Annotated in this window: 27 protein-coding genes; 12 read left to right on the forward strand and 15 right to left on the reverse strand. The window is 63.1% G+C overall.

Going from position 1 to position 27,000, the window contains the following annotated elements; all coding sequences use genetic code 11:
* The first annotated feature begins 4 nt into the window (after window positions 1-4).
* From MCIT9_RS00140 to pstB, 8 genes are all read left to right on the forward strand, one after another.
* Window positions 5-688 carry an NnrU family protein gene (locus MCIT9_RS00140; RefSeq protein WP_317705442.1) on the forward strand — a complete coding sequence of 228 codons (684 nt, stop codon included), beginning with the start codon at window positions 5-7 and terminating at the stop codon, window positions 686-688.
* Entirely contained in the window at window positions 689-1,060 is a 372-nt protein-coding gene (locus MCIT9_RS00145) for a DUF423 domain-containing protein (protein ID WP_317705443.1), read from the forward strand.
* The gene (gene pepN / locus MCIT9_RS00150) at window positions 1,053-3,686 is read left to right on the forward strand and encodes an aminopeptidase N (RefSeq protein WP_317705444.1); all 2,634 of its coding nucleotides are present in this window, start codon (window positions 1,053-1,055) and stop codon (window positions 3,684-3,686) included. The genes MCIT9_RS00145 and pepN overlap by 8 nt, the downstream gene beginning before the upstream one ends.
* Window positions 3,687-3,690: 4 nt before the next feature.
* Window positions 3,691-4,140 carry a phosphate-starvation-inducible PsiE family protein gene (locus MCIT9_RS00155; protein WP_317705445.1) on the forward strand — a complete coding sequence of 150 codons (450 nt, stop codon included), beginning with the start codon at window positions 3,691-3,693 and terminating at the stop codon, window positions 4,138-4,140.
* 86 nt (window positions 4,141-4,226) lie between these two features.
* Window positions 4,227-5,273 (forward strand): PstS family phosphate ABC transporter substrate-binding protein, encoded by a 1,047-nt coding sequence (locus MCIT9_RS00160; protein ID WP_317705446.1) that lies wholly within the window; start codon window positions 4,227-4,229, stop codon window positions 5,271-5,273.
* 120 nt (window positions 5,274-5,393) lie between these two features.
* Window positions 5,394-6,776 (forward strand): phosphate ABC transporter permease subunit PstC, encoded by a 1,383-nt coding sequence (gene pstC / locus MCIT9_RS00165; protein WP_317705447.1) that lies wholly within the window; start codon window positions 5,394-5,396, stop codon window positions 6,774-6,776.
* Complete coding sequence (gene pstA / locus MCIT9_RS00170) at window positions 6,769-8,052, forward strand: phosphate ABC transporter permease PstA (RefSeq protein ID WP_317705448.1); 1,284 nt, start codon at window positions 6,769-6,771, stop codon at window positions 8,050-8,052. The genes pstC and pstA overlap by 8 nt, the downstream gene beginning before the upstream one ends.
* Before the next feature lie 149 nt (window positions 8,053-8,201).
* A complete protein-coding gene (gene pstB / locus MCIT9_RS00175; protein ID WP_317706669.1) occupies window positions 8,202-8,948 on the forward strand; it encodes a phosphate ABC transporter ATP-binding protein PstB in 747 nt (248 codons plus the stop codon).
* Window positions 8,949-8,984: 36 nt separating this feature from the next.
* On the opposite strand, the gene MCIT9_RS00180 is transcribed toward pstB, so the two are convergent.
* The 10 genes from MCIT9_RS00180 to mshL form a co-directional block, all read right to left on the reverse strand.
* Entirely contained in the window at window positions 8,985-9,638 is a 654-nt protein-coding gene (locus tag MCIT9_RS00180) for a PilZ domain-containing protein (RefSeq protein ID WP_317705449.1), read from the reverse strand.
* Window positions 9,635-10,294 carry a prepilin-type N-terminal cleavage/methylation domain-containing protein gene (locus MCIT9_RS00185; RefSeq protein WP_317705450.1) on the reverse strand — a complete coding sequence of 220 codons (660 nt, stop codon included), beginning with the start codon at window positions 10,292-10,294 and terminating at the stop codon, window positions 9,635-9,637. The genes MCIT9_RS00180 and MCIT9_RS00185 overlap by 4 nt, the downstream gene beginning before the upstream one ends.
* Window positions 10,295-10,301: 7 nt before the next feature.
* Window positions 10,302-10,847, reverse strand: a complete 546-nt coding sequence (locus tag MCIT9_RS00190) for a type II secretion system protein (protein WP_317705451.1) — start codon at window positions 10,845-10,847, stop codon at window positions 10,302-10,304.
* Entirely contained in the window at window positions 10,840-11,208 is a 369-nt protein-coding gene (locus MCIT9_RS00195; protein WP_317705452.1) for a hypothetical protein, read from the reverse strand. Before MCIT9_RS00195 ends, MCIT9_RS00190 begins: the two co-directional genes overlap by 8 nt.
* A complete protein-coding gene (locus tag MCIT9_RS00200) occupies window positions 11,162-11,746 on the reverse strand; it encodes a hypothetical protein (protein WP_317705453.1) in 585 nt (194 codons plus the stop codon). Before MCIT9_RS00200 ends, MCIT9_RS00195 begins: the two co-directional genes overlap by 47 nt.
* Before the next feature lie 22 nt (window positions 11,747-11,768).
* Window positions 11,769-13,055 (reverse strand): hypothetical protein, encoded by a 1,287-nt coding sequence (locus MCIT9_RS00205; RefSeq protein WP_317705454.1) that lies wholly within the window; start codon window positions 13,053-13,055, stop codon window positions 11,769-11,771.
* Window positions 13,056-13,198: 143 nt separating this feature from the next.
* On the reverse strand, window positions 13,199-14,407 hold the full coding sequence (locus MCIT9_RS00210; protein ID WP_317705455.1) for a type II secretion system F family protein: 1,209 nt from the start codon (window positions 14,405-14,407) through the stop codon (window positions 13,199-13,201).
* A 1-nt stretch (window position 14,408) separates the two neighbouring features.
* Entirely contained in the window at window positions 14,409-16,106 is a 1,698-nt protein-coding gene (locus tag MCIT9_RS00215) for a GspE/PulE family protein (RefSeq protein ID WP_317705456.1), read from the reverse strand.
* Window positions 16,103-16,822, reverse strand: a complete 720-nt coding sequence (locus MCIT9_RS00220; protein WP_317705457.1) for a tetratricopeptide repeat protein — start codon at window positions 16,820-16,822, stop codon at window positions 16,103-16,105. The genes MCIT9_RS00215 and MCIT9_RS00220 overlap by 4 nt, the downstream gene beginning before the upstream one ends.
* On the reverse strand, window positions 16,819-18,390 hold the full coding sequence (gene mshL, locus MCIT9_RS00225) for a pilus (MSHA type) biogenesis protein MshL (RefSeq protein WP_317705458.1): 1,572 nt from the start codon (window positions 18,388-18,390) through the stop codon (window positions 16,819-16,821). The genes MCIT9_RS00220 and mshL overlap by 4 nt, the downstream gene beginning before the upstream one ends.
* A 164-nt stretch (window positions 18,391-18,554) precedes the next feature.
* Here mshL and MCIT9_RS00230 point away from each other — a divergent pair, with 164 nt between their 5' ends.
* The 4 genes from MCIT9_RS00230 to MCIT9_RS00245 all read left to right on the forward strand — a co-directional run bounded on the left by MCIT9_RS00230 (window position 18,555) and on the right by MCIT9_RS00245 (window position 22,246).
* Window positions 18,555-19,124 carry a DUF2959 domain-containing protein gene (locus MCIT9_RS00230; protein WP_317705459.1) on the forward strand — a complete coding sequence of 190 codons (570 nt, stop codon included), beginning with the start codon at window positions 18,555-18,557 and terminating at the stop codon, window positions 19,122-19,124.
* 70 nt (window positions 19,125-19,194) lie between these two features.
* Window positions 19,195-20,907 (forward strand): VWA domain-containing protein, encoded by a 1,713-nt coding sequence (locus MCIT9_RS00235; protein ID WP_317705460.1) that lies wholly within the window; start codon window positions 19,195-19,197, stop codon window positions 20,905-20,907.
* Complete coding sequence (locus MCIT9_RS00240) at window positions 20,904-21,569, forward strand: hypothetical protein (protein WP_317705461.1); 666 nt, start codon at window positions 20,904-20,906, stop codon at window positions 21,567-21,569. Before MCIT9_RS00235 ends, MCIT9_RS00240 begins: the two co-directional genes overlap by 4 nt.
* Window positions 21,566-22,246: a hypothetical protein gene (locus tag MCIT9_RS00245; RefSeq protein WP_317705462.1), complete on the forward strand. Its 681-nt coding sequence runs from the start codon at window positions 21,566-21,568 to the stop codon at window positions 22,244-22,246. Before MCIT9_RS00240 ends, MCIT9_RS00245 begins: the two co-directional genes overlap by 4 nt.
* Here MCIT9_RS00245 and ubiB read toward each other — a convergent pair.
* The 5 genes from ubiB to ahcY all read right to left on the reverse strand — a co-directional run bounded on the left by ubiB (window position 22,222) and on the right by ahcY (window position 26,981).
* Window positions 22,222-23,859 carry a ubiquinone biosynthesis regulatory protein kinase UbiB gene (ubiB, locus tag MCIT9_RS00250; protein ID WP_317705463.1) on the reverse strand — a complete coding sequence of 546 codons (1,638 nt, stop codon included), beginning with the start codon at window positions 23,857-23,859 and terminating at the stop codon, window positions 22,222-22,224. The genes MCIT9_RS00245 and ubiB overlap by 25 nt on opposite strands.
* Entirely contained in the window at window positions 23,856-24,053 is a 198-nt protein-coding gene (locus MCIT9_RS00255) for a DUF2283 domain-containing protein (protein ID WP_317705464.1), read from the reverse strand. Before MCIT9_RS00255 ends, ubiB begins: the two co-directional genes overlap by 4 nt.
* A gap of 229 nt (window positions 24,054-24,282) precedes the next feature.
* Window positions 24,283-24,885: a ubiquinone biosynthesis accessory factor UbiJ gene (locus MCIT9_RS00260; RefSeq protein WP_317705465.1), complete on the reverse strand. Its 603-nt coding sequence runs from the start codon at window positions 24,883-24,885 to the stop codon at window positions 24,283-24,285.
* Between the two features lie 26 nt (window positions 24,886-24,911).
* A complete protein-coding gene (ubiE, locus tag MCIT9_RS00265; RefSeq protein ID WP_317705466.1) occupies window positions 24,912-25,664 on the reverse strand; it encodes a bifunctional demethylmenaquinone methyltransferase/2-methoxy-6-polyprenyl-1,4-benzoquinol methylase UbiE in 753 nt (250 codons plus the stop codon).
* A gap of 6 nt (window positions 25,665-25,670) precedes the next feature.
* Entirely contained in the window at window positions 25,671-26,981 is a 1,311-nt protein-coding gene (gene ahcY / locus MCIT9_RS00270; RefSeq protein ID WP_317705467.1) for an adenosylhomocysteinase, read from the reverse strand.
* Between the last annotated feature and the right edge of the window lie 19 nt (window positions 26,982-27,000).

Raw genomic sequence — 27,000 nt, forward strand, 5'->3', positions numbered from 1 at the left:
TGCCATGCGCCTGTTGATTCTCGCTTCCCTGTTCTTCCTGGGACTCCACTTCGGCGTCGCCGCCACCCCGCTGCGTGACCGACTCATCGAACGCTTCGGCCCGGTTCCCTACCGCATCGGCTTTGCGGTCTCGGCGCTGCTGGGACTGGTCTTCCTGGTCTATGCCTGGCGCCAGGCGCCTTTCATCAACCTGTGGGGATCGCCTGCGGTGTTCCGCTACCTGGCGGTGGCGCTGATGCCGCTGGCCTTCTTTTTCATCGTCGCCGGCCTCACCACCAAGAACCCCGCGCGCCTGGGACAGGAAGGCGCATTGACCGAGGATTTCCAACCCATCGGCATCCTGCGCATCACCCGCAACCCGGTGCTGTGGGGCATCGCCCTGTGGGCCTTGCTGCATCTGCTCGCCAACGGCGACGTGTCCTCGGTCATTTTCTTCGCCACCTTCCTGGTGCTGGCCGTCGGCGGCAGCTTCGACATCGACCGCAAGCGTCTCCGGCAGTTCGGCGAGCACTGGCGGCGGTACATGGAACAGACCTCGAACCTGCCGTTCCAGGCTATCCTCCAGGGCAGGCAGAAGCTGGTCTGGCAGGAGATCGGCTGGGGGCGCATCGTCCTCGCCCTGGTGCTGTACTTTGGCTTCCTCCACGGCCACGCGCGCCTGTTCGGCGTCTCACCCCTGGGATTGTGAATGAACCGGCAGCTGTTGGGATTGGCGGCCGGACTGGCGGGACTGGCGGTGATGCTGGGGGCTTTCGGCGCCCACGGCCTGCAGTCCCGGGTGTCGGAACATTTCCTGAGCGTCTGGCAGACCGCGGTGCGCTATCAGATGTGGCACGCCCTGGGGCTGGGCCTGATCGCCGTGGCGGCAGAGGAACTGCCAAGTCTGCGCTGGAGCGTGCGCTTGATGCTGCTGGGAATCGTGGTATTCTGCGGCACCTTGTACCTTTTGGTGCTCAGCGGCTGGCGCTGGCTGGGGATGATCACCCCCATCGGCGGCCTGGCGCTGATCGCCGCCTGGTTGCTGTTGGCCTGGCAATGTTGGAGAGGAAACGATGCGTGAAGGCACCCCCAAAGCGATCCGCCTTGAAGACTATCGCCCACCGGTCTACTGGGTGGACCGGGTCGCGCTGGCATTCGATCTCGATGCCGACACCACCCGGGTGCAGGCCCGCCTGGAAGTGCGCCGGAATCCCGCATCAAGCGATCCCAATGATCTGATCCTCAACGGCGAGGACCTGGAACTCCAGCGCATCCGCCTCGACGGCCGGCCACTGGAACCGGCCCGCTACCGCCTAGAAGCCGACCGGCTGATCCTTCCCGGGGTTCCCGAACGCTTCACCCTGGAAACCGAGGTGCTGATCCATCCGGCGGCCAACGCCCGCCTGGAAGGACTGTACCTCTCCGAAGGGATGCTCTGCACCCAGTGCGAGGCCGAGGGCTTCCGTCGCATCACCTACTTCCCCGACCGCCCCGACGTCATGGCCCGTTACCGGGTCACCCTGAAGGCCGACAAGACCCGCTATCCGGTGCTGCTGGCCAATGGCAACCTGCTCGACGAGGGAATGCTCGACGACGGCCGCCACTTCGCCGTCTGGGAAGACCCCTTCCCCAAACCCAGTTACCTGTTCGCCCTGGTGGCCGGACGACTGGAGAAACGGACCGACACCTTCACCACGATGTCGGGCCGTGAGGTGCTGCTGGAACTGTACGTCGAGTCTCACGATCTGGACAAGTGCGACCACGCCCTGGACAGCCTCAAACGCGCGATGGCCTGGGACGAGCGGAAATACGGGCGCGAGTACGATCTGGACCGCTACATGATCGTCGCCGTCAGCCATTTCAACATGGGGGCGATGGAGAACAAGGGGCTCAACCTGTTCAACAGCCAGTGCGTCCTCGCCCGCCCGGAAACCGCCACCGACGACGACTTCGAGCGCGTCCTCGCTGTGGTCGGCCACGAATACTTCCACAACTGGACCGGCAACCGCATCACCCTCCGGGACTGGTTCCAGCTCTCCCTCAAGGAAGGGTTGACGGTCTTCCGCGAGCAGCAGTTCTGCGCCGACGAGGCATCAAAGGCGGTGCGCCGGATCGAGGACGTCAATCTGCTGCGCACCCGCCAGTTTCCCGAGGACGAAGGCCCCCTCGCCCACCCGGTGCGGCCGGATTCGTATATCGAGATCAACAATTTCTACACCATGACGGTGTACGAGAAAGGCGCGGAAGTCGTCCGCATGCTCTGCACCCTGCTGGGGTGGGAACGCTTCCGCAAGGGCATGGACCTCTATTTCGAACGCCACGACGGCCAGGCGGTCACCTGCGAGGATTTCCTCAAGGCCATGGAGGACGCCAATGGCGTCGATCTCTCCCAATTCCTGCGCTGGTACACCCAGGCCGGCACCCCGCGCCTGGAGGTGGCCTGCCATTACGATGCCAAAGCCCGCACCTTCCAGCTCAACATCAACCAGTGGTGCCCGCCGACTCCGGGGCAGCCGGAGAAGGAACCGTTCCTGATTCCGGTCACCGTCGTCCTGCTCGACCCCGAGGGGCGGGAGATACCCCTGCAGCTGGCGGGGGAGGCCGCCCCGCAGGGAAGCGAACGGGTATTGGCCTTGTCCGAGGCCCATCACGCATTCCGCTTCGTCAACGTGGAGCGGCCGCCGGTGCTGTCGATCCTGCGCGACTTTTCCGCCCCGGTGAAGCTGATGCTTGACCGCCCCCTGGATCAATGGCACTTCCTCTGGCGCCATGACACCGATCCCTTCAACCGCTGGGACGCAGGCCAGACCCTGATCTCGCAGGTGCTGCTGGCACAGATCGACCGCAACGCCGCCGTGCTCGACCCCCACCTGGTGGAAGGCTTCGCGCCCCTGCTCCAGCAACCGCTGGCAGACCGCGCCTACACCGCCCTGCTGCTGCAGCTGCCGGAGGAAGACTATCTGGCCGAACAGATGGACGTGATCGACGTGGACGGCATCCACCGGGTGCGGGAAACCGCCCGCCGGGAACTGGCCGCCGCGCTCCGGGACGACTGGCTGAGCTGCTATCACGCCCACCACCGCCCCGAAGAATGGGCCGACACCTCGGCCGCGGCCATCGGCCGGCGACGGCTGAAGAACACCTGCCTGAGCTATCTGGCATCCCTGGACGATCCGGCCAGCCACGACTTGGCCCTGCAGCAGTACCGCACCGCCCGCTGCATGAGCGACCAGCTGGCCGCGCTGCGGGCCATCGTCTGCGACGCCCATCCGGCCAAGACGGAAACACTGGCGGATTTCTACGACCGCTGGCGGCATGAGCCGCTGGTCATCGACAAGTGGTTCGCTCTCCAGGCCGCCGATCCCTCCTCCGGTGCTCTGGAACGGGTCAGGAAATTGCTGGCCCATCCGGACTTCGACCTCAAGAACCCCAACCGGGTACGCGCAGTGCTGGGGGTGTTCGCACGCCAGAATCCGGTCCACTTCCACGCCAGGGACGGCAGCGGTTATCAGCTGCTGGCCGACTGGCTGCTGAATCTGGACCGGATCAATCCCCAGGTCGCCGCCCGCCTGGCCCAGCCGCTCACCGCCTGGCGCCGCTACGATCCCCAGCGGGCGCGCCGGATGCACCAGGCACTGGAACGGCTGCGCCAGGCCGACATTTCCAAGGATCTGTTCGAGATCGTCACCAAGGCCCTGGAGGGCTGACGCCGTGCCCAGCCTCCCGCTCAAGGCGTTTTTCCGCTTCACCGACGCGGTGTTCGCGGTGATGCTGGCCTTCCTGTCCCTGGCGATCCTGCTCGGGGTCGGCAAGCTGTTCCTGCACCTGTGGCCGCTCGTCAAAAGCGGGACCGTCACCGGCAGCTACATCGACATCATCACCGACGTGCTGTCGCTGTTCGTGATCATCGAACTGGCCCGGTCCCTGGCCGAATACTTCCACGTCCAGCGCCTGCGCCTGACCTTCATCGCCGACGCCGCCATCGTCTCGGTGCTGCGCGACGTAATGATCGGCCTGTTCCAGAAGAGCCTCACCATCGAACTGATCCTCTCCTTGAGCGCCCTGCTGCTGGTGTTGGGGGCGCTTCGAACCTCGGCGGTGCTGGTGTTCCAGCGCGAGCGGATGATCGACCGCAGCCTGCGGGGCAAAGATGCCTGCTGAGTGTCCTGTCACAATCCAGTAACAGAAGCGCTTTATCCTTATTAAGATCGACTTATTAAGATCGACTTATCAGGAGTTTGCAGACGATGAGACTGCTCAAGACCGTAACCGCCGCCGCCCTGGGGCTGCTGGCGCTGCAAGCCTTGGCCGCAGGCCGTGATTACATCTACGTGGTCGGTTCCTCGACCGTCTATCCCTTCACCACCACGGTGGCCGAGCACTTCGGCAAGGCGACCGGATTCCCCACCCCCAAGGTGGAGTCCACCGGCACCGGCGGCGGCATGAAGCTGTTCTGCGCCGGCGTCGGCGTCCAGCATCCGGACATCGAGGACGCCTCGCGCCGGATCAAGAAATCCGAGTTCGATCGTTGCCAGAAGAACGGCGTCAAGGACATCGTCGAGGTCAAGATAGGCTATGACGGCATCGTCCTGGCCCACTCGCGCCGGGCGCCGTTCAAGTGGGACCTGACCCGCCGTCAGATCTTCCTGGCGCTGGCCAAGCAGATTCCCGACCCCAAACAGCCGGGCAAGCTGATTCCCAATCCTTACCAGAAGTGGCGCCAGATCGACCCGTCCCTGCCCGACATCGCCATCAAGGTTTACGGCCCGCCGCCCACCTCCGGCACCCGTGACGCCTTTGTGGAACTGGCGATGGAAGGCGGCTGCAAGACCTTCGACTGGATCAAGGCCCTCAAACACGAGGACAAGCACCGTTACAAGGAGATCTGCCACGGTATCCGCGAGGACGGCGCCTATGTGGAAGCCGGCGAGAACGACAATCTGATCGTGCAAAAACTGGAAGCCGATCCCACTACCCTGGGGATTTTCGGCTACAGCTTCCTCGACCAGAACATCGACAAGATCGCCGGCGCCCGGGTGGACGGCGTGGAGCCGACTTTCGAAAACATCGCCGAGGGCAAATATCCGGTGTCGCGGCCGCTTTACATCTACGTGAAGAAGGCGCACGTGGGTCTGATTCCCGGCATTCCCCAGTTCCTGGATGAGTACACCAGCGAAAAGGCCTGGGGCGACGAGGGTTATCTAGCCGACAAGGGCCTGATTCCGATGCCCAAGGAAGAGCGGGAGAAATACCGCAAGATCGCCCGGGAACTGATCCCCCTCAAGTCCCTTTAAGCGCCAAACCCGCGCTCCAAGACAGCCGAGCCGTCTCCTGAAGGGACGGTTCGGCTTTGCGTTGGTGATTCGGTCACCCTGTTTTACAATAGCCCCGCTTCGGAACAACCGGCATCGCCCATGCAGCCTCACTCCCTGATTTGGATACTGCTCGCCTTCAGCGCGTTGGCCTACATCCTAGGCAAGCGCTGGGCCTATCAGGTCAGCGGCGGCCACATCCGGTCCCTTCATTCCCTGCCGGACTATTACGGTTACTACGTGGCGTTGTGGTGCGGCCTGCCGGCTTTCCTGGTGCTGTGCTTGTGGCTGGCCCTGGACGATCACCTCATCCTGCAGTGGGTGCTGGCGCAATTGCCTGAATCTTACCGCAACCTGCCCGAGGACAGGTTGTCCCTGGTGATCAACCTGATTCGCAATCTTTTGGCCGGGGAGCGCCAGCCCGGGACGGTGGATCCGGTTCTGGTACAGGCGGCCGAACATTATCGGCAACTCAAAAGCCTCGGCTATCAGGCCCTGACGGCGACTGTTCTGGCGCTGGCAACCGCCGGCCTGGTCTACGCCAAAACCCGCATCACCCCACAGCTGCGCGCCCGCAATGCCGTGGAACGGGCCATCCTCGTCGCGCTCATTCTCAGTTCGACCCTGGCCATCCTCACCACCATCGGCATCGTACTGTCGGTGCTGTTCGAGGCCCTGCGCTTCTTCAAGCAGGTCCCGGTGACAGAATTCCTCTTCGGCCTCCACTGGAGCCCGCAGATGGCGATCCGTCCCGATCAGGTCGGCGCTTCCGGAGCATTCGGGTTCATACCGCTACTGACCGGAACTCTGCTGATTTCCGCCATCGCCATGCTGGTGGCCACCCCGGTGGGGCTTTTTTCCGCCATCTATCTCGCAGAATTCTCCCAGTCTCGCACCCGCGCCGTCATCAAACCCCTGCTGGAGGTGCTCGCGGGCATCCCCACGGTGGTCTACGGCTTTTTTGCCGCGCTTCTGGTCGCCCCTGCAATACGCGATCTCGGGGACGCCATGGGGCTGACGATTTCCTCGGAGAGCGCCCTGGCGGCGGGGTTGGTGATGGGGATCATGATCATTCCTTTCATCTCCTCCCTGACCGACGATGCCCTCACCGCCGTGCCCCGGTCGCTCAGGGAAGGCGCCTTGGGGCTGGGGGCCACCCGGGCCGAAACCGTCGCCGGTGTGGTGTTGCCCGCCGCCCTGCCCGGCATCGTCAGCGGCCTGTTGCTTGCGGTTTCCCGGGCGGTGGGGGAAACCATGATCGTGGTGATGGCGGCAGGCATGACCGCCAAGCTGACCCTCAACCCGCTGGATTCCGTCACCACCATCACCGTGCAGATCGTCGGCCTGCTCGTCGGCGACCAGGAATTCGACAGCCCCAAGACCCTGGCGGCCTTCGCGCTGGGACTGACTCTGTTCCTCATCACCCTGCTGCTCAACCTGATCGCGCTCCATGTGGTGCGCAAATACCGTGAGACCTATGAATAATCATGGCAACGCTTCTGTCGCCCGCATTCAGTCGGGTCTGGCCCGCCGCCATCGGCGCGAGCGCCGTTTTCTCTGGTACGGGCGCATCGCCATCGCCTGCGCCCTGCTGTTGCTGGCGGTATTGCTGACCAGCATCGTCATCCTCGGTGCCGGTGCTTTCCGTCAGACCGTGATCAGCCTGGACGTCTATCTGGACCCGGCCGAGCTCGCCCCGCCGACCCCTGAGCATCTGGCCAAGGCTGACTTCCAGGGCATGATCAAACAGTCCCTGCGCGAGCTCTTTCCGGGAATCAGGGATCGGCACCGGAAACGCGCCCTCTATCAGCTGGCCAGTTCCGCTGCCGGCTATCAGTTGCGGGACTACGTCCTGGCCCATCCGGAAAAGCTCGGGCAGACAGTTTCCATCGACGTACTGGCCGGAGCCGATGTCGACCTTTACATGAAGGGCTACATAGATCCCGGCGCGCCTGAGTCCGAACGCCGCCTCAAGGATTATCAGCTTGCCTGGCTGCAACGTCTCAAAGAGGAAGGGCGGCTGAAACTGGTGTTCAACCGCTGGTTCTTTACCAACGGCGATTCCCGCGAACCGGAACAGGCCGGAATTCTGGTGGCGCTCAAAGGCTCGCTCTACACCATGATCGTGACCTTTCTGCTGTCATTCCCCCTGGGAATCGCCGCCGCCGTCTATCTGGAGGAATTCGCCCCCCAGAAAAACATCTGGGTCGATCTGATCGAGATCAACATCAACAATCTGGCGGCGGTGCCCTCCATCGTCTTCGGTCTCCTCGGGCTGGCGGTATTTTTGAATTTCTTCGTCCTGCCGCGCTCGACGCCGCTGGTGGGAGGACTGGTGCTGACGCTGATGACCCTGCCGACCGTGATCATCGCCAGCCGCGCCGCCCTCAAGGCGGTGCCGCCCTCGATCCGCGAGGCTGCCCTGGGGGTAGGCGCCTCCAAAATGCAGACGGTGACGGATCATGTGCTGCCCCTGGCCCTGCCGGGCATGCTCACCGGCACCATCATCGGCATGGCCCAGGCCCTGGGCGAAACCGCGCCGCTGCTGATGATCGGCATGGTGGCCTTCATCGTCGATCCGCCCAACGGTTTCACCGATCCGGCCACCACCCTGGCGGTGCAGGTCTATCTGTGGGCCGATACGCCGGAACGGGGCTTTATCGAACGCACCGCCGCGGCCATCATCATCCTGCTGGCGTTCCTGGGATTGATGAATTTCGCCGCCATCTGGCTCAGAAAACGCATGGAACGCCGCTGGTAAACCATGTTTGAGAGGTTTTCATGCACGATATGGTTGAATCCTTCCAGATTTCCGGTACCAAAGCTTCCACCACAGCGGGACAAACACCTGTGACGATTGAGGAAAGTGAAAAGTTACCGGTGGGCGATTACACCGTTCCCGATCCACGCATGACCTGCCGCGACGTCAATGTCTTCTACGGCGACAAACAGGCGCTGTTCGACATCAACCTGGATATCGGCAAGCGTGAGATTATCGCCCTCATCGGTCCCTCGGGCTGCGGCAAGTCCACCTTCCTGCGCTGTCTCAACCGTATGAACGACATCATCGAGGGCTGCCGGGTAACGGGGGAGATCCGCCTCGACAACGAGGACATCTACGGCCCTGATATCGACCCGGTGCTGCTGCGCGCCCGGGTTGGCATGGTGTTCCAGAAACCCAATCCCTTTCCCAAGTCGATCTACGACAACGTCGCCTACGGCCCCAGGATTCATGGCCTGGTGGCCAACCGTACCGAACTTGACGAGATCGTCGAAACCTCCCTCAAGCGCGCCGGCCTGTGGAAGGAGGTCAAAGACCGCCTGAACCATCCCGCCACCGGCCTGTCCGGCGGCCAGCAGCAGCGGCTGTGCATCGCCCGCGCCATCGCGGTCAACCCTGAAATCCTGTTGATGGACGAGCCCTGCTCCGCCCTCGACCCCATCGCCACCGCCACCATCGAACAACTGATGGACGAACTTCACACCCGCTACACCATCGTCATCGTCACCCACTCGATGCAGCAGGCCGCCCGCGTGTCCCAGCGCACCGCCTACTTCCACATGGGCAAGCTGATCGAGGTGGGGGAAACCTCGCAGATCTTCACCAATCCGCGTCATCCCCTGACCGAGGATTACATCACCGGGCGATTCGGCTGAGGCCGGAACACGGCGAGGGAAGCCCGGACAATCTCCCTACTTCCCCAGGGTCTGGCGCAGATATTCCAACACGTCGAACACGGTGGCGAAATACTGGCCCCGGGCGCTGGCATAACCGCTGCGGCCCGGAACCGCGGCGATGGTCACCGGCTCCGGGCCGTCGATGCGCACCACGCCCCGGCGATCCACCAGCACCTGCACCGGCAGGCGGTGGTTCAATTCCGCCAACCGGCCCAGCCAGGCATTGACCGCCTCCTGCAGCAGCCATTGACGGTACAGCAACTCGCGTTCCCCGGCATCACGGCAGCGCGCCAGCACCATTTCCTCGGCCATCGAGCGGGCCGCCGCCCTCACTTCCGCCGGGTCCTGCTCGGCTTCCTGCAGCAGTTCTTGTACTTCCGGCGCAACGCTCAGAAACATCGCGCCATAACGCCAAAACCCGGCGCCCTGCTGGCGCCGATAACAGATCACCGCCCGTCCTGCTGCCTCACGGCCGTGAAGCAGCAAGCGGAACCCCACCTTGTCGGTGGGGTTCAGATCAGCATGATGCGTAACGAACGCCAGACCGTTGGGCCCCAGATCCACCAAACGACACGACTGATGACCTGACGCAGGCTTCCAACCACTGCGGTGGATCTCAATCTGCAGGCCCGGCAGCGGAACCCGGGGGTCGCGACGCTGCTCGGTCATAACGCGGCACAGGGCGTATAAGTCTTTTCTAAATCGTAGGCCGCATCTTTCGTACTGGCCCGAACACTGCCGGAATCGGCCTTGCCGTCGTCAAGCTTGTTGTCCAGAATGGCGGCCACGTCCCCGGGAATTCCGCCGAAACACAGTACCGGACCGCGCATATTCCAGGCACTGCCCTGAACGCCCATCTTGCCACCGAAGGCATGTTGCGGCTGCTCGGCGCCTGAACCCGACAGCAACCCGGCCGCCCGCAAATGCTTCCAAAACAGGCGGGACTCATCGCGTTTCTTCTTGCTATTCCAGCTTCCATGGATGTAGCCATCTCCTGCTTGTTTGCCTTTGGCATTGAACTTCTTCGCTATCCCCAGATGTTCAGAGGCCTTTTTGTCATCCCCCGGCAGGGCTTTGTAGCGATCCTGATAGGTCAACATCGCCGCGGAAACTTCCTTGACGGCGTTCTGCAGGCTGGTGATCTTGGCGTTCTTGACAATCTCCTGACCTTTCATGACGCCGCCGAGCAGCAAACCGACCACGACCAGCACGATGGCGATTTCCACCAACGTGAATCCTGCCTGATTTTCTTTCACTTCAATCCTCGTTTTCATCGTACTCACCTCGTTGATGTCTAAAATTAACGGATTGGTCTCCCTGACCACCTTTTCCTCAATTCTTTGCGCACACACCCGCCAGAACCGCCCGGTTCTTCAACACGGCGGGGTTCACCCAAGCGACGAGGTCGTCGAAACGCTCCGGTTGGGGATCGTCCTTGACGAAATTGTCATCCCCGTCGCGGTTTTCCTGTTCGGGCTTGCTGTCGTAGCGGAACTTGCCTTCCGAGAGCACCACTGCCGTCACCTGCGCCACCAAAACACCCTCTTTATCCCTCACCCGAATGTCGTTCCCTGGATCGCAGGGATCAGTCCTGGCCGTGCTTCGGTAACGCCAGGGGCGTCCCCAGGGATCGGTTTCCGGCACTCCCAACAAGCGCCAAGGAAGCACGTCTTTACCCTCAGGGTCCGGAAGGGTTTCATGGATGAGGGCATAGCCGTACAGCGCTTCGGTGATGGCGGCCAAGTGCCGCTCTGCTTCCCGCTCTTTGCGAAACCGGGATTGTTTGGCCAAGGGGCCCAGCATCCCACCCAGCATCAGGCTGAATGCCGCCAGGACAACGGCCATCTCCACCAGGGAAAAACCCGCCTGCCTATTCATCCGTCAAATCCTTCACAATCAAAGCGCCGTCGGTCTGTAAACGCGCCGTCTGTCCGGGGCGCAGCCGGAGACGACGGCGGCGCCACAACAGCGTTTCGGTGCCTGCTTCCAATCTGGGACGCAACGCCGGCTCCCCTTCCCGATAGAGCCGCCCATCGAACCAGAACAGGGGACGATCACCTTGCGCCCGCAGCCAACCATTGGCGTGCAACTCATCCGCTGTGGAGGCATCTTCACCCTCTGGCGAGACCGGAGAGGATTCCAGCTGTTGGCGTTGGGCCGGGGTGAAGAACAGCCGTCCCAGCGCCTGTACATCAGGGGCCGTCTGCAGCATCGACCAAGCCATCGTCATCACGATCATTCTCAGAGACTTCATCCTGGGAAAACCCATACCATGCCAGCCGACACGCGGCTTCCAGATTGACCGCCTGCGGGGCCGGCGGCTCGCTGCGGCGAGCGATCCGGCAGGCACGCAGGTCAAAGATCCCGAGATTCGAGGATTCCAACGCCTGCCAAAAAGCCAGCAAGGCACCTTCATGCACCAGCCCCAGTTGCAAATCGATGTCGACGCGCCACAACCGGATGTCTTCTTGTTCTTCAATGGATGTCCGCGGACCCAGGGTATATTTCAGTACCGGCACCTGCAGTTCCGGCGCCAGCGCTCCGACCGTCGCGATCCAGTCCAAACGACTGCTGCTCCCGCCGCTTCGGGGCCACACGCGATGAAATCGCGCCCCGGAGGATTCAACGATGGCCAGAGCTTCAGTCCTTTCTTCCAAGGTATCTTCCAATGATTCCAGCATATGTTGCTGACGCCGTAGCTGGTCTTCGGCCCGCTGTAACCGCATCCAGGCACCGTAACCCACCATTCCCGCGACCGTCAGTGCTGTCAGCGCCACGATCCAGGGAAACCAGCGTTTCCTATTCCCCTTCATCGGCGGAAACCAGGGAAACTTGAATTTTGAAGGTCGCCATCCCCGCATCTCCTTTCTGTCCGGCGCCGATTTCCCCGGACAGGGAAACGCCCTCCGTCAGGGGCGGATCGCTTTCCAGCAACCGGGCGGCGGCCAATCCTGGCTGGCTCGCCAGCGCCTGAATCAGGTGGTTCAGATCAATGGCAAGACGGCGCGGGTCTGCGGCGGAAGGATGCGTCAGCGTCAAGATCACGCGCATCCCGTCTTCCTCTTCTTCCTCCCCCTGCTTTTCCGTCTCCCAGACCAGATCGGTCAGCGTCCAGCGGGGAAAGCGGTCCAGTACATGCGCCAAGGGTTCCAACACGCGATCCGGCGTGATGCGCGCCTGCTGGAGGCGGTCGTAACGTGTCAGAAAATCTTCTATCTGCCGGGGGGTGAAACCATCCACCGAAGGAACGGGGGGCATGTGTTCCAGACTACGCCGCAGCGCTGCCTGCTGGCGCGCCAAACGCGCGGCTTCCTGCGCCAGCGTCTGCAACCGATCCCAGGCATAGCCGGCATAAAGACCCGCTCCCACCAGCGCCAACAGGGACACGCCATAGACGCCGGCGGGGAAAAGCGCCGTGCCTTGCCGATAACGATAATGGGGTCGCCGCCAGAGCTTCCTCCCCAGCAGACAGGCGGCCGCACCGGGCAGGTCGTTTGCCGCCAGCGGATATTCTTCCACCTGCCAACCGGGGGCTTCGGCGGCTGCAGCGAGTTCCTCAAGCAGGGCCGGCGCGGCCGCGAACTGAATCTTCTTCTCCTCCGGAAGATGCAGCAGGCGGCTCAGATAGCGCCAGGTACGATCGCTCTCCTCGACGACCTCCTCCACCAGCGCCTCCCGGCGGGAGACCAGGGTCAGGCGGCTGAAGGCAAGCCGGCCGCCCCGGATGAAATCGTGGCGCAAGGCCAAGGCTTCGGCATGGGTATAGACCAGCAGCCGCAACCCCTCGAAACGCTTCGGCAACAGCGCATCTTCCACCAGCTGCGGCAGCGACCAGAGCCCCAAGACCTGCACCCGCCAGTCCGCCAGGCATGCCAACCATCCTTCCAGCACCTGGGAGCCACGAATGGCGGTGAACAACATCTGATCGTCGCGCCGCCCGGAAGACTCTCGTCCCAATTTCTCAGCCCGCACCCAAACCACATCCTGGAACAGCTGACGCGCCCTACGCCTGACCAACGCCTGGTGGTCCCTGCCGCCCACGTGGGGTAAATGCTCCAGACGGAACTCCTCCTCAATCAGGTCCACCACCAGCCTCAACTTTCGTACCGATTTCCAAGCAGGGGGAGGCTGAGCCGGGGCTTCCCGGCCTTCCCATACGCACGTACAGCGACCCAGGCCGGTCCGATACAACCGCTGACAGTCGTTACCGAGATACAGCACCCAGGCCATCAGAACTCCAGTTGACTGATGAGGTCGTAAATCGGCCCCATCACCGAGAGCATCACCCACCCCATGAGAGCACCGATGACCAGATTGAGCGTCGGCTCGATCAGGGCTTGCATACGCTCGATGGCCTCGTCCACATCGCGGTGGTAGAAATAATCCACACTGGCCAGCGCCTTTCCCAGATCGCCGGTGCGCTCGCCGATCTTGATCAGGCGGATCACCAGACGGGGGAACAAATCCATATCTTCCAACGCCTCGCTGACCGGCTCGCCGCGGGCGATCGCCTCCCGGGCCTGGGCCAGTCCCCTGGCCACGTAAGCGTTGCCCACCACGCCGACACACAATTCGAAGCATTCCAGCACCGGCAGCCCCGCCTGGAACAGCAGGGCCAAGTAATGCGCGAAGCGGGCCATGACCAACTTTTCCAGCACCGGTCCGAGCAGCGGCAGGCGCAGTTTGAGGGCATCGAACCAAAGACGGGCCGAAACGCTCCTGGCCAGGATGAAACGCGCCAACACCAGGAACGCTACCGGCATGCCGAGCAACCAGGGCCAGTAAGCCACCATGGCGTGGGAGACGGCGATCAACAGCCGGGTATGCCAGGGGATTTCCCCTTCCATCGACAGGATGAAGCCGGTCACCTGGGGAACCACATATACCATCATGAAGGTCACCGCTCCCAGAACGATGATGCTGGAGAACAGGGGATAGGCAAGCGCCTTCTTGGTACGGGCGATCATCTCGTCCTGCCATTTGAGGGATTCGGTCAGATGTGCGAGCACCGATCCCAGCTCACCGCTACGTTCCCCGGCACGGATCAGATCGACGAACAGCGCCGAGAATACCCGGGGATAGGCGGCCAACGCATCGGAGAAGGCACTGCCCGCCTCGATTTTCTCCGCCACCCCGCTGACCACGTCACGCAGCCTCCCTGGCGGCAGGGTCTCAGCGTAGTCCCGCAGGGCGTCGAGCACGCCGATGCCGGCATTGACCATCTGTTCCAACTGGAAACAAAAGTGGATCAACTCGCGTCGCCCCACCCGCATCCTGAAGCCCAGAGAACCGCGCCGCTCGCGCACGACCCGAGCGCGAATCAGGGTCAGCCGCCGGGCGCCCAGACGGGACTCGAGCATGTCCTCGTTATCGGCCTCCGCCAGACCGTGGCAACGCCGGCCTTGGGAATCGACGGCGGTATAACGGTAACGGGGCATCTCATCCTGCCGGATTCAGATTGGTCACCCGACGTACCTCCGCCAGGGAGGTCACTCCCGCGGCTACCTGGCGCAGACCATCTTCAGCCAGCGAACGGTAGCCCTTGCGCCGGGCGGCCTGTTCGATCTCCGGCATCGACGCCCCTTTGGCCACCAAGGCATCGAGTTCGGCATCAAAGGGAATCACCTCCATGATCAGGGTACGCCCTCGGTATCCGTGAAACTGACAGGCGGCGCAGCGTCCGGCCTCATAGATGACCCTGGCCTCATCCGGCTCCCAACCCCAGCGGGCCTGATCTTCCAGGGAAGGGGTCACCGGGCGGCGACACTTGGCACAAAGCCGCCGCACCAGACGCTGCGCGATGACGCCGATGAGGTTGCCTGCGATCAGGTCGGTGGAAACCCCGATGTCCCGCAGGCGGACCAGCGCCCCCACGGCCGAGTTGGTATGCAGCGTGGAAAACACCTGGTGCCCGGTCATGGCGGCCCGAAGTGCCATGGTGGCGGTTTCCTGATCGCGGATCTCGCCCACCAGGATCACGTCCGGGTCCTGGCGCAACAATGAACGAATCCCGCCGGCGAAATCCAGCTTGGCTGCCGGATTGAGGGAACTCTGCCGCGCCCCGGGCAGCGGATACTCAACCGGATCCTCCAGGGTCATGATGTTGACCCTTTCATTGTTGATGTAAGCGAGCAGGGAATAGAGCGTCGTGGTCTTGCCGCTGCCGGTAGGCCCAGTGACCAGCAGCAGCCCCTCGGGACGACCGGCCATGGCTTTCAGGAGCGCCAGGGTATCGGCGGCCACGTCCAGCCGGTCCAGGGGCACGATCCCTTTGCGCTTGTCGAGAATGCGCAGCACCAGGTTTTCGCCATGGAGGGTGGGATGGGTGGCGGTGCGGAAATCGATGTCACGGCCGGCGACGGTGAGCTGGATGTGGCCGTCCTGGGGGCTGCGGGTTTCGGCGATATTCATCTGCGCCATCACTTTGAGACGTACTAGCATGCCCGACCAATAGCGCTTGTGCAGCACCCGCACCTGATGCAGCACCCCATCGATGCGGTAACGGATACGGAGGAAACCTTCCTCCGGCTCGAAATGGATGTCAGAGGCGCCTTGGCGCACCGCATCCGCCAGCAGGGCGTCCACCAGGCGCACCAGCGGGTGACTGTAGCGCTCGCCCTCCAGCCCCAGCTCGGTCTCCTGTTCACCGGTTTCCAGCTCACGGAGAATGCCGCCAAGGGACAATTCGTAGCCGTAAAACCGGTCGATCGCCTCTTCCAGTTCGGCTTCTCCGGCCAACACTGGTTCGATTTCCAGCCGTCCTCCCAGAAGCACACTGAGACGGTCGAGGGTGACGATGTCGAACACGTCCGCCATCGCGACCTTGAGCGTACCCGCCTCGGCGTTATAGGCCACCGGAACCACCCGCAGACGGCGGGCGGTTTCCTGGTCTATCAGTTTGAGGGCTTCGGCGTCCGGCACCCAGGTCTTCAAATCGACGCTTTCCTGGCCCAGAGAGCGTCCCAACTGGTCGCGGATGACCTCTTCCGTGACGAAACCGAGCTGAACGAGGATCTTGCCCAAGGGTTCGCGCCCGGGACTGTTCTTCTGTTCCAGCAGGGCGATCTCCAACTGATCGGGCGTGAGGATGCCTTCCTCGATCAGCAATTCACCCAGGCGTTTCTTCTGGGGAGTCACCGGGCCATCTCCTCCAATTGGCGCAAGCGCCGGGCCGCCACCTCCGGGTCGAAGGCGGCCTTGCGCTGCCGGGCTAACTGCAAAGCTTCGGTGTAGAAACTGCGCGCCAGGCGATACTGTCCCAAGTGATCCAGGGTCACCGCCAGATCGTAGCTATAATCAGGATGCGTCAGATCGATGCGATGGGCATGGAAGTAGGCTTGCTGGGCTCTAGGCCAATCGTTACGGCGGGCATATAGGTCACCGAGCACGGCGTACAACCAGGCGGTGGGGCTCCGCTCCGAGGCGGCCTGTTCCAGTGCAGCCAGCAGACGCTCATCCTGCGGATGCAATACCGCCAGACCCGCCAGCGCCAGCGGTTCGTCCGGACTCAGTGCCAGCGCCTGATGATATCCGTGCTCGGCCATATCACGGCGACCCAATTTCAGGGCGGCCGCAGCCAACCCCAGCCAGGCTTCAACGGCATCCTGCCGCCACCCAAGCGCGTGGGAAAAAGCCTGGTAAGCAGCTTCCCAATCCCCCCGCCTATACGCCGCCCGCCCCTGCCCAACCCAGCAAGCCGCCGTCTCTGCCCGGGGCGAACGTATGATCTTCAGGGCGCCGGCACGGATCTCCTCCTCGGCAGCGCGTTCTTCAAGCGGCGGCGGACAGTCAGCCTGGGCGGGCAACATCTCCGCGGCCAACAACATCAGCAGCAGTACCTTAGCACGGTTCATGGCGCCGAAGTCGCTTTCAGAAAATCACGGTAGTTCTTGAGATCGCCTTTGAGGCTGGCGCTGCGGATCACTGTGGGACGAATGAAGATCACCAGTTCCGACTTCCGCCCCTGATCATTCTTGTAACTGAACAACGGCCCCACATAGGGAATGCGTGACAGGCCGATGATCCCTTGGGTCTTACGGGCGATATCGTCCTGCATCAATCCACCGATGATGCCGATGTGCCCATCGTGAAGGCGCAGCATTGATTCCATTTCCTGCACCTCGATCTGGGGCACCCGGCTTTCGGTGCCGGCCTGAGCCAGCATGGGATTGGGATCCTTGACGAACCCCGTGATTCGGGAAATGGTGGGACGCACGTGCAGCAGCACGTTGTCCTGATCATCGATGGCCGGGGTGACGCTCATGACGAAACCCACCGGCACGGTGTGAGGTGTGGTCTCGGTGGTGGTGACACTGACGCCCTGAGTCTGATTGGTGTCCACCTCGACGGTGAAATAAACCTGATTCTCCACTACCCGCAACACCGCGGTCTGGTTATTGACTACCATCAGCTTGGGGCTGGAGATGACCCGGGTGTCCCCGAATTCACTCAGCAATTTGACCGTGGCGGCCAGGTCCTTGCCGGCATAGGCGATGGTCAATGCCGGCGGGCCGGAAAGGGCCTGCCCGAGCATGTTCTGGACAATGTCGATCTTGCGCTTGTCGCTGCCCAGTTTGACGTTGACCGCCTCCCAATCGACCCCGGCCTGATAACGGTCATTGAGACTCACGTCCACCACGGTGGCCTCGATCAAAACCTGGCGCTGCGCCCGGCGCAAAACCTGATTCAGATAACGGCGGATCTTGCGGTGCTGGCGGGCGGTGGCCTTAACGCTGAGCAGTCCGCTTTCGGGATGCGCAATGATCGGCGACGCCCCTTGTGCTTTTTTGCCGTTCTGCTGCGGCGGACTGACCCCCAAAATGGCTGCGGTGTTATTTACCAGCCGCTCCCAGAAATGATTCTTCGATTGACTGGCAACCTGGGTGGCCGATCCGTTGTCGCTCTCTTCGCCGCCTTGCTTCCCATTTTCTCCCCCGATTTTATTGGAGACGCTGACCTGATTGACGCTGTCGCGGACGATATTGACGTAAGGAATGGGATAGTGTTCGAAATAGGGGGCATCCGGCCCGATCTTGAGATAATGTCCCTGCAGCTGGTAACGCAACCCCAGCTGATCGGCGATGCGTGCAAGAATCTGCTCCAGGGTCTGGTCGATGGCATTGAGGGTCACCTTGCCCTCCACACCGGGCGCCAGATCTAGATTCAATTGGGCGTCACGCGCCAGAGCGAACAGGAACCGGCGTACCGGCACGTCGGTCACCACCGCGGAAAAACGCTTGGATGAAGGATGCCCCGTCGTCTCCGGCAGCGGCGGCAACGGCGTTACCGGCGCCGGTACCTCACCCACTACTGCTGCAGGTGAATGAAGATGACGGACCGGCTGCGGTTTCAACGGCATCTGCCCGGCGCAACCGGTCAGCAAGGCCGTCAACAAGAACCCGATCACAATTTCGTTTCTCATAACTCCAAACATAGTCTGGGGCGATAGATTTGCAAGCTGCCTTGCCCGGTGCGCTTCCCATCGGCTACAGTTCAAGCTGTTCAATCACTTCGATACATGCCGCCATGCCATACCTATTCTTGTTTCTTCTTTTAACGTCCTGCTCCAGCGCCTATTACGGGGCCATGGAAAAAGTCGGCTTCCACAAGCGCGACATCCTGGTCCACCGGATCGAGAAGGCCCGGGAGGAGCAGGCGGAGACCAAGGAACAGTTCAAGACCGCGCTGGAAAAATTCGCCGCCCTGACCGACTTCCACGGCGGCGATCTGCAGGACAAATACGAGGAACTGAACGCTGCCTACGAGGCCAGCGCGGAGAAGGCCGAGGCGGTCAGGCGGCGCATCGCTGACATCGAGGACGTGGCCGAAGCCCTGTTCGAGGAGTGGAAAGAGGAGCTCGAGCAGTACCACAATGCCGCCATGCGGTCCCAGAGCGCCCGTCAGCTGGCGGAAACCAAACGCCGCTACCGGCGCCTGATCGCGGCGATGAAACGGGCCGCCGCCAAAATGGACCCGGTCCTGGCGATGTTCCACGACCGGGTGCTGTTCCTCAAACACAATCTCAACGCCCGCGCCATCGCCTCCCTGCAGGGAGAGCTGGACCAGATCCAGGACAACGTCGCCAGCCTCATCCGGGAGATGGAGCGCGCCATCGCCGAGGCCGACATCTTCATCCGCGCCATACAGAAAAGCTGAGCGGCAACGCTTCCACCGCTTTTGCCGTTCTGGTCTATGCTTCAGTAAAAAACCGAAGGATGGACCGTTCGTGCGTTCGCTTGCCCTACTGCTGCTCCTGCTCTGCTCGGCCGCCGTCCCTGCGGCCGACGCGGTGCGCGTTCTCATCGACGTCTCCGGCAGCATGAAACAAACCGACCCGCAGGACCTGCGGGTCCCGGCCCTCAAGCTGCTGCTGGAGCTGCTGCCGCCGGAAACCCGCGCCGGGGTGTGGCTGTTCGCCGACCAGCCCGAACCGCTGCTGTCGCCGGCGTCGGTCGATGACGCCTGGAAACGGAAGGCGGCGGCCGCCAGCGCCAAGATCCATTCCCGCGGCCGTTACACCGACATCGAGGCCGCCCTGCGAGCCGCCACCGCCGACTGGGACAAAGCCCCCGAGGCCGGCAGCCGTCATCTGATCCTGCTCACCGACGGCATGGTGGACGTGGAAGGCGGTGCGGCCGCCGACCAGGCTTCCCGTGAGCGCCTGCTGGGCCGGTTGCTGCCCGCACTGCAAGACCGGCAGGTTCACCTCTACACCATCGCCCTGTCCGACCAGGCGGACCATGCGCTGCTCAAGCAGTTGGCGGTGGCCACCGACGGCTGGAACGAAACCACCCGCTCGGCCGAACAGTTGCAGCGCGTTTTTCTCAGGATTTTCAAGAAGGTGGTCCCCCGCGATGCCGTACCGCTGGAGGGAAACCGCTTCAAGGTGGACACCAGCGTGCGGGAATACACCCTGCTGGTGTTCCATCAGCCGGACAGCCCGGAAACCGAACTGGTCAAGCCCAGCGGCGAACACTGGACCGCCGCCCAACATCCCGACAACGTGCGCTGGCATCGGGAAAGCGGCTACGATCTCGTCACCGTCACCAACCCCATGCCCGGGGAATGGCAGCTGGTGGCCAAAGCCGATCCCGACAACCAGGTCATGATCGTCACCGATCTCAAGCTCAAGGTCGCCCCCCTGCCCAACTACGTGCTCGCCGGGGATTCCCTCACCCTTGTCGCCGAACTGACCGAGCACGGCAAACGCATCACCGAGGCCAACTTTCTGCGCCTGGTCGATTTCCAGTTCCGGCGGGACACCACAGCAGAACCCGTCCCCCTGTTCCCGGGCGAGGAGACGGGCACCTACACCCAGACGGTGACGGACCTGGAACCGGGCACCTACACCCTGCAGGTCACCGCCAGCAGCAGGACTTTCGAACGCCGCCGGGAACAGAGCGTAGAGGTCATCACCAACCCGGTGCGCCTGGAAACCACCCTGCCCCACCGTCCCGGCGAAGACGCCGTGCTGCGCCTGATTCCGGATCTCACGGTGATCGATCTGCACGGCTTTCACGCCACCGCCGTGCTGGAGAACGGCGACAGCCGGCCTTTCCAATCCATCGGCGAAGGCCAGTGGGAAAGCCGGATTCCCGTGGGTGAGGCCCCGGTCACCGTCAACCTGCAGGTGGAGGCCACAGACAGCCAGGGCCATTCCCTGCCGGTCGCCTTCACTCCCCTGACCCTCGAAGTGCAGCCGGAGGAAGCCCCTGCCGAAGAGACGGCCACGGCGGAGGAGGAGGCTGTGGACGAGGAATCCCTGGAAGAAGAACTGCTGGAGGAGGAAACAGAAAGCGGGCACTGGTGGGCCGCGGCCGCCATCGCCGGCGGCGCCAATCTGACGCTCGCCCTCGCCGGCTTTCTGCTCTGGCGCTGGCTGCAGCGCCGCGCCCGGAGACAACATGAAGCACTGCTGCAACGGCTGGGAGGAACATGATCGACACCCACACCCTGACCCTGGCCTTTCTCGTCGAATCGGTCGCCCTGCTGCTTCTGGTCCTGGGCTGGATCCTGCACACCTGGCTGCGGCACCAGCGCCAGGAAACCGAAGCCGCCCGCCGCCTGATCTCCCAGGTGGAAAAAGCCGCGCCGGATCATTCCGCCGCTCTGGGGGAACTGCTGGCAGCCTTCGAACAACTGCCGCAGGGTCAGCAGGAAGCGTTAATCGGCGAACTGATCGAGCGCGAAAAAGCCCTTTATCACCAGGTTCTCCAGCTCTTTCTCAGCCGCGACAGCCACAGGCTGGGCCAACTGGCAGGCCACATCCGCGCCCTTCAGGAACCCTATCGGCAGCTGCTCAAGGAGGTCGCCGCCGCCCCGAAACCCGAAGCCGACTCCCGCCCCCTGCAGGAGGCCCAGCGCCAAATCGAGGCGCTTCAGGCGGAGACGCAGCAGCTTGCCGACCAGCTGCAGACGGCCCTGGAAACCATCGATACGCTGTCGGCCGAATACACCCGCATGTTCGCCCCCGACCGCAGCCGCGAGGAGCTGGAGGCCAGCCGCCGGCGCATCGTGGAAATGTTGAAGCGCAACGAGGCCAAGATGCGGCCGCCACAAACGTTGGACGACGACCTGATCATCGAGGTGAGCGAATCATGAACGCAACGACCTGGATTCTCGCGGCCGAGCTGGGCCTGCTGCTGATTCTGATCCCCGGCGGGCTGCTGTTTCTGACCCTGCGGCGCAAACGGCGCCAGGACGCTGCCCTGGAAGCCCTGCTCAACCGGCTCGAAACCACTCTGCCGCAACGCCGCAGCCATTATCAGGAATGGTTGCAACGGCATCTGGCGCTGGACGAATCCAATGCCGATGCCATCGCCAGCCAGTGGCTCGAAGCGGAAAGGCAATTCTGGCACGCAGCCGTCGCCACCCAGCTGCGCCCCGGCCCCGAGGCCCTCGGCAAGCTGCCCGATCCGTTCCACCGCTGTCTCGACCGTTGCCTGGAAAGCCTCTCGCAACATCTGTCTCCCTCCCTCTCTGCCGGGGAAACAGAGGAAGCAGCGCCTGAAGAGGCCGTCGCCGAACTTTTGGTGGAAAACACTGCAGCGCCTTCCCCGGAGGACGACCCTATCCTGGAAGATGACGCCGCAATCGAAGTTTTCTCAGATACGCCTGAAGCGCCGGAGGAAACACCCGCTGGGGAGAGGGCGTCTGCCCTAGACAACTCTACACCGGGAGACGAGGCTGAAGCCGATAGCGAAAACGAGCATCCAGAAACGGAATCCACCCCGGCCATTGCAACCGAGGCCGATCAGTCCGAGCCTCCCTCCCAGTAGGCTCGCAACACCATCACGCCCCCCAGCCCGGCCAGCCCCAGGGTCAGGGGCGACAGCAACCCCACCCCGATCAGCACGCTGGCGGAGATCATCATCGCCCCGCCGCCGATGGCGGCGACGGTGCGACGCTGCTGCCGGCGCTGCTGCAGCTGCCAGGCCTCCAGCTGGGGCAGTTGCAATGGCAGCCTGCCATGGCTGGCCTGATCCATAAGACGCAGGGCCCAGGTGGGCACCTCCGGCAACTGCTCGGCCCACTGCGGCAGCTGCCGCCAGGTCTTGTACAGCAGGGTGCGGGGATGGACACGGCGCCTGAACCAGTCCTCCAGGAACGGCTTGGCGGTCTGCCACAGGTCCAGCTCCGGATAGAGCTGCCGTCCCAGCCCTTCGATCTGGAGCAGGGTTTTCTGCAACAATACCAGCTGGGGCTGGACTTCCATGCGGAAGCGGCGCGCGGTCTGGAACAGGCGCAGCAGCAGCTGGGCGTAGGAAATCTCCCCCAGGGGTTTGGCGAAAATGGGCTCGCACACCGCCCGGATCGCCCCCTCGAACGCCTCAACCCGCACGTCCGCCGGCACCCAGCCGGAGGCCACGTGCATCTCGGCCACCCGGCGATAGTCGCGGTTGAAGAAGGCCAGCAGGTTGGCCGCGAGATAATACTGGTCGGCTTCCGAAAGGCTGGCGACGATGCCGAAGTCCACCGCCATGTACCTGGCTGGGAAGCGGGGATCGACGAACACGTTGCCCGGGTGCATGTCGGCGTGGAAGAAATTGTCGCGGAACACCTGGGTGAAGAAGATCTCCACCCCGCGCTCGGCCAGCAGCTTGAAATCGACCCCAGCGTCTCTTAGCGCTTCGACATCGGTGACCGGGATGCCGTGGATGCGTTCGATCACCAGCACCTGCGGCCGGGTCCAGTCGAAATACACCTTGGGAACGTAAAGAATCTCCGAATCCTCGAAATGACGCCGCAGTTCCGCAGCGTTGGCGGCCTCGCGCACCAGATCGAGCTCGTCGTGAAGCGTCTTGTCGAACTCGGCCACCACCGCCCGGGGGCGCAGCCGTCGGGCTTCGGGGATGAAGCGTTCCACCAGGGTGGCGAACAGCGCCATCAACGCCACGTCCTCCCGGATGCGGGCCTCGATGCCGGGACGCAGCACCTTGACCACGACCGCCTCCCCGCTGCGGAGCCGGGCGGGATGGACCTGGGCGATGGAGGCCGAGGCCAGCGGGGTCTCATCGAACTCGGCGAAGATTTCGGAAACCGGCCGGCCCAGCTGCGCCTCGACGATCGCCCGCGCCTGATCGCCGGGGAACGGCGGCACCCGGTCCTGGAGCTTTTCCAGCTCGTCGGCGATGTCGTCGGGCAGCAGATCGCGGCGGGTGGACACCGCCTGTCCGAACTTGACGTAGATCGGTCCCAGCTCCTCCAACGCCCGGCGGATGCGCTCTCCGCGCGTCCCCCGATGACAGCGGCGCCAGGCATTGGGAGACAGCCAGCGCAGAAAACGCACCGGCCGCAGCCACGGCAGACCGAGGATCAGTTCGTCCAGGCCGTGGCGCAGCAGAATGCGCTGGATCTGCAGCAGACGCCAGAAGAGGAAAATCCCGGTCACGCGGGAATCTGCTCGAAATGCAAATGGTCGATATCGGCCCGTTCTTTGGCATGCTCCAAGGTGATGGCGCAAACCTGTCCCCGGGCGTCTAGATCCAATAAGGTATCCTCGTCCAGTTCCCGGGTTTCCACGATATCACCGGGGCGGAACTCGATATACAGCGTGTCCGTATCCTTGAAATACTGGATCTTCATGGTTTGAACCGGCGGTCGAAAAAGGCATTGTGTACGGTTTCACCGTCTTCCAACAGAACACCCCGAAGATATCTGCCTCCCATTTCGGGAATGGGTGCCCAACGACGAATACGACCGTCCGCTTGGACTTCTTCCTTAACCGGTGAGGTCATGACGCGAACGATCCATTCCTTTTTGATGATGGCCCGATCGTGGCTCCGACGCACCGTTTGAAAATAACGGGTACATTTCATATCCGGGACTGCATGCCAAGAAGGCGATTTATGCGCGCCTCCAGGCGCGCCACATCATCGCGCAGTTCCGCGATCCGGCGGTACAGGTCTTCGGCTTCCAGCGGCGCCGGCAGGGCACGGGTTTCCTCCTGGAGGAACTCGGCCAGGTTCCATTGGAAACTGCGCCAGGCATGGCGGTGCCAGGCGATGACGCCCCGCAGCAGATTGGCGGCCCTTTCTCCGGCCAGGTCGGTGAGCCAGCGTTCCCAGTCCAGATCGAGGCGGCGCAACAGGTTCTGCAGGCGCTTGGCGGTGTCCATGTCCCCCTCGACCTGCACTACCCCCTGGAACAGGCCGGTTTCAGGACGCTCGGCCAGCAGCAGGCGCAGGAAACCGAAGGGTGTGCCGCGCAGGATCACGTCCGCCCTTTCCGGGCACTCGGCGAGCACCAGCATGGTCGTATCGGTGGGGCTGAAGCAGAAGCGCAATGGAAACGGCGCCAGCTCCACCACGATGACCTTGCCCGCCAACGGCTTGAGCCACCGGGCGGCATTCGGATCGAGAGCCAGCAGTCGGGCCAGCGCCGTTTCCACTGCCTGGGAGGCCAGGGCGTGGGCCACGCTCCCGCCACCCATCACCGCCGGCATCAGAACTTGTACCCCCGGTGGATGGCCACCACCCCCTGGGTGAGATTGAAGTATTCGACCCGCTCGAAGCCGGCCTTGGTCATCATCCCCTTGAGGGTGTTCTGGTCCGGGTGCATACGGATGGATTCGGCCAAGTAGCGGTAGCTGTCGGGATCGCCGGCCACGAGCTTTCCCATCAGTGGCAACAGCTTGAAGGAATACAGGTCATAAACCTTGCCGAACAATTCACTGGTGGGTTTGGAAAATTCCAGCACCAGCAGGCGGCCGCCGGGTTTGAGCACCCGGTACATGGAGGCCAGGGCCTTGTCCTTGTCGGTGACGTTGCGCAGGCCGAAAGCGATGGTGATGCAGTCGAAGGTGTCGTCCTCGAAGGGCAGACACTGGGCGTCCACCTGGGCGTAGCGCACGCCGCGGACGATGCCCTCGTCGGTGAGGCGGTCGCGCCCGCGGCGCAGCATGGCGGCGTTGATGTCGGCCAGCACCACCTCGCCTTTGTCCCCCACCCGGGGGTGGAATAGCCGGGTCAGATCGCCGGTGCCGCCGGCCAGATCCAGCACCCGCTCGCCGTAACGCACCTGGCTGAGAAAGATGGTCAGGCGCTTCCACAGACGGTGGATGCCGAAGGACATCAGGTCGTTCATCAGATCGTACTGGTCCGCCACCGAATCGAACACGTTGCGGACCAGCTTGGCCTTTTCCGTGACCGGAACCTGGCGGAAGCCGAAGTGGGTGGTTTGCTTGTCGTCGCGCATCGATTCTCAGTAGCGGTAATGATCCGGCTTGTACGGCCCGTCCACCGGCACGCCGATGTAGGCGGCCTGGGCCTCGGTCAGCCGGGTCAGTTTGGCGCCCAGTTTGGGCAAGTGCAGGCGCGCCACCTTCTCGTCGAGAATCTTGGGCAGCACGTAGACTTTGTTCTCGTACTTGCCGGGATTGTTCCACAGCTCGATCTGGGCCAGCACCTGATTACAGAAGGAGTTGGACATTACGAAGCTGGGATGGCCGGTGGCGCAGCCCAGGTTCACCAGCCGGCCCTCGGCGAGGAGGATGATGCGCTTGCCGTCGGGGAAGATGACGTGGTCCACCTGGGGCTTGATGTTTTCCCATTCATACTGCCTGAGGCTGGCGACATCGATCTCGTTGTCGAAGTGGCCGATGTTGCAGACGATGGCGTTGTTCTTCATCGCCTGCATGTGCTCGTGGGTGATGACGTGGTAGTTGCCGGTGGCGGTGACGAAGATGTCGGCGATTGGCGCGGCGTCCTCCATGGTGACCACCCGGTAACCCTCCATCGCCGCCTGCAGGGCGCAGATGGGGTCGATCTCGGTGACCCACACCGTGGCCCCCTGACCGCGCAGGGACTGGGCGCAGCCCTTGCCCACATCGCCGTAACCCAGGACCACGGCGATCTTGCCGGCGATCATCACGTCGGTGGCGCGCTTGATGCCGTCGAGCAGGGACTCGCGGCAGCCGTAGAGGTTGTCGAACTTGGACTTGGTCACCGAGTCGTTGACGTTGAAGGCCGGGCACTTGAGCGTGCCTTCCTTCATCATCTCGTACAGGCGGTGGACGCCGGTGGTGGTTTCCTCGGAAACCCCGCGGATGTCCTCCAAAAGCTGCGGATATTTCTCGTGCACCACCTGGGTCAGGTCGCCGCCGTCGTCGAGCAGCATGTTGGGGCGCCAGCCACCCGGTCCGAACAGGGTCTGGTCGATGCACCACCAGTACTCCTCCTCGGTTTCCCCCTTCCAGGCGAACACCGGGATGCCGGCGGCGGCGATGGCGGCGGCGGCGTGATCCTGGGTGGAGAAAATGTTGCAGGAGGACCAGCGCACCTCGGCGCCCAGTTCCACGAGCGTCTCGATTAGCACCGCGGTCTGGATGGTCATGTGCAGGCAGCCGGCGATGCGGGCGCCTTTCAGGGGCTTCTGGTCGCGGTACTCCTCGCGCAGGGCCATCAGGCCGGGCATTTCGGTTTCGGCGATCCGGATCTCCTTGCGGCCCCAGTCGGCCAGGGAGATGTCGGCGACTTTGTAATCCGGTTGCAGATTGGCAGCTGGCTGGTTCATGGTGATTTCCTCAAGAAAA

The organism is Methylomarinovum caldicuralii, from assembly GCF_033126985.1.
In the GTDB taxonomy this organism is placed as follows: Bacteria; Pseudomonadota; Gammaproteobacteria; order Methylococcales; family Methylothermaceae; genus Methylohalobius; species Methylohalobius caldicuralii.

Coding starts and splice junctions, on each gene's coding strand:
- MCIT9_RS00140 (WP_317705442.1), top strand. CDS start 5: ATGCGCCTGTTGATTCTCGCTTCCCTGTTCTTCCTGGGACTCCACTTC.
- MCIT9_RS00145 (WP_317705443.1), top strand. CDS start 689: ATGAACCGGCAGCTGTTGGGATTGGCGGCCGGACTGGCGGGACTGGCG.
- pepN (WP_317705444.1), top strand. CDS start 1,053: ATGCGTGAAGGCACCCCCAAAGCGATCCGCCTTGAAGACTATCGCCCA.
- MCIT9_RS00160 (WP_317705446.1), top strand. CDS start 4,227: ATGAGACTGCTCAAGACCGTAACCGCCGCCGCCCTGGGGCTGCTGGCG.
- pstC (WP_317705447.1), top strand. CDS start 5,394: ATGCAGCCTCACTCCCTGATTTGGATACTGCTCGCCTTCAGCGCGTTG.
- pstA (WP_317705448.1), top strand. CDS start 6,769: ATGAATAATCATGGCAACGCTTCTGTCGCCCGCATTCAGTCGGGTCTG.
- pstB (WP_317706669.1), top strand. CDS start 8,202: ATGACCTGCCGCGACGTCAATGTCTTCTACGGCGACAAACAGGCGCTG.
- MCIT9_RS00180 (WP_317705449.1), bottom strand. CDS start 9,638: ATGACCGAGCAGCGTCGCGACCCCCGGGTTCCGCTGCCGGGCCTGCAG.
- MCIT9_RS00190 (WP_317705451.1), bottom strand. CDS start 10,847: ATGAATAGGCAGGCGGGTTTTTCCCTGGTGGAGATGGCCGTTGTCCTG.
- MCIT9_RS00195 (WP_317705452.1), bottom strand. CDS start 11,208: ATGATCGTGATGACGATGGCTTGGTCGATGCTGCAGACGGCCCCTGAT.
- MCIT9_RS00210 (WP_317705455.1), bottom strand. CDS start 14,407: ATGCCCCGTTACCGTTATACCGCCGTCGATTCCCAAGGCCGGCGTTGC.
- MCIT9_RS00220 (WP_317705457.1), bottom strand. CDS start 16,822: ATGAACCGTGCTAAGGTACTGCTGCTGATGTTGTTGGCCGCGGAGATG.
- mshL (WP_317705458.1), bottom strand. CDS start 18,390: ATGAGAAACGAAATTGTGATCGGGTTCTTGTTGACGGCCTTGCTGACC.
- MCIT9_RS00230 (WP_317705459.1), top strand. CDS start 18,555: ATGGAAAAAGTCGGCTTCCACAAGCGCGACATCCTGGTCCACCGGATC.
- MCIT9_RS00240 (WP_317705461.1), top strand. CDS start 20,904: ATGATCGACACCCACACCCTGACCCTGGCCTTTCTCGTCGAATCGGTC.
- MCIT9_RS00245 (WP_317705462.1), top strand. CDS start 21,566: ATGAACGCAACGACCTGGATTCTCGCGGCCGAGCTGGGCCTGCTGCTG.
- MCIT9_RS00255 (WP_317705464.1), bottom strand. CDS start 24,053: ATGAAGATCCAGTATTTCAAGGATACGGACACGCTGTATATCGAGTTC.
- ubiE (WP_317705466.1), bottom strand. CDS start 25,664: ATGCGCGACGACAAGCAAACCACCCACTTCGGCTTCCGCCAGGTTCCG.
- ahcY (WP_317705467.1), bottom strand. CDS start 26,981: ATGAACCAGCCAGCTGCCAATCTGCAACCGGATTACAAAGTCGCCGAC.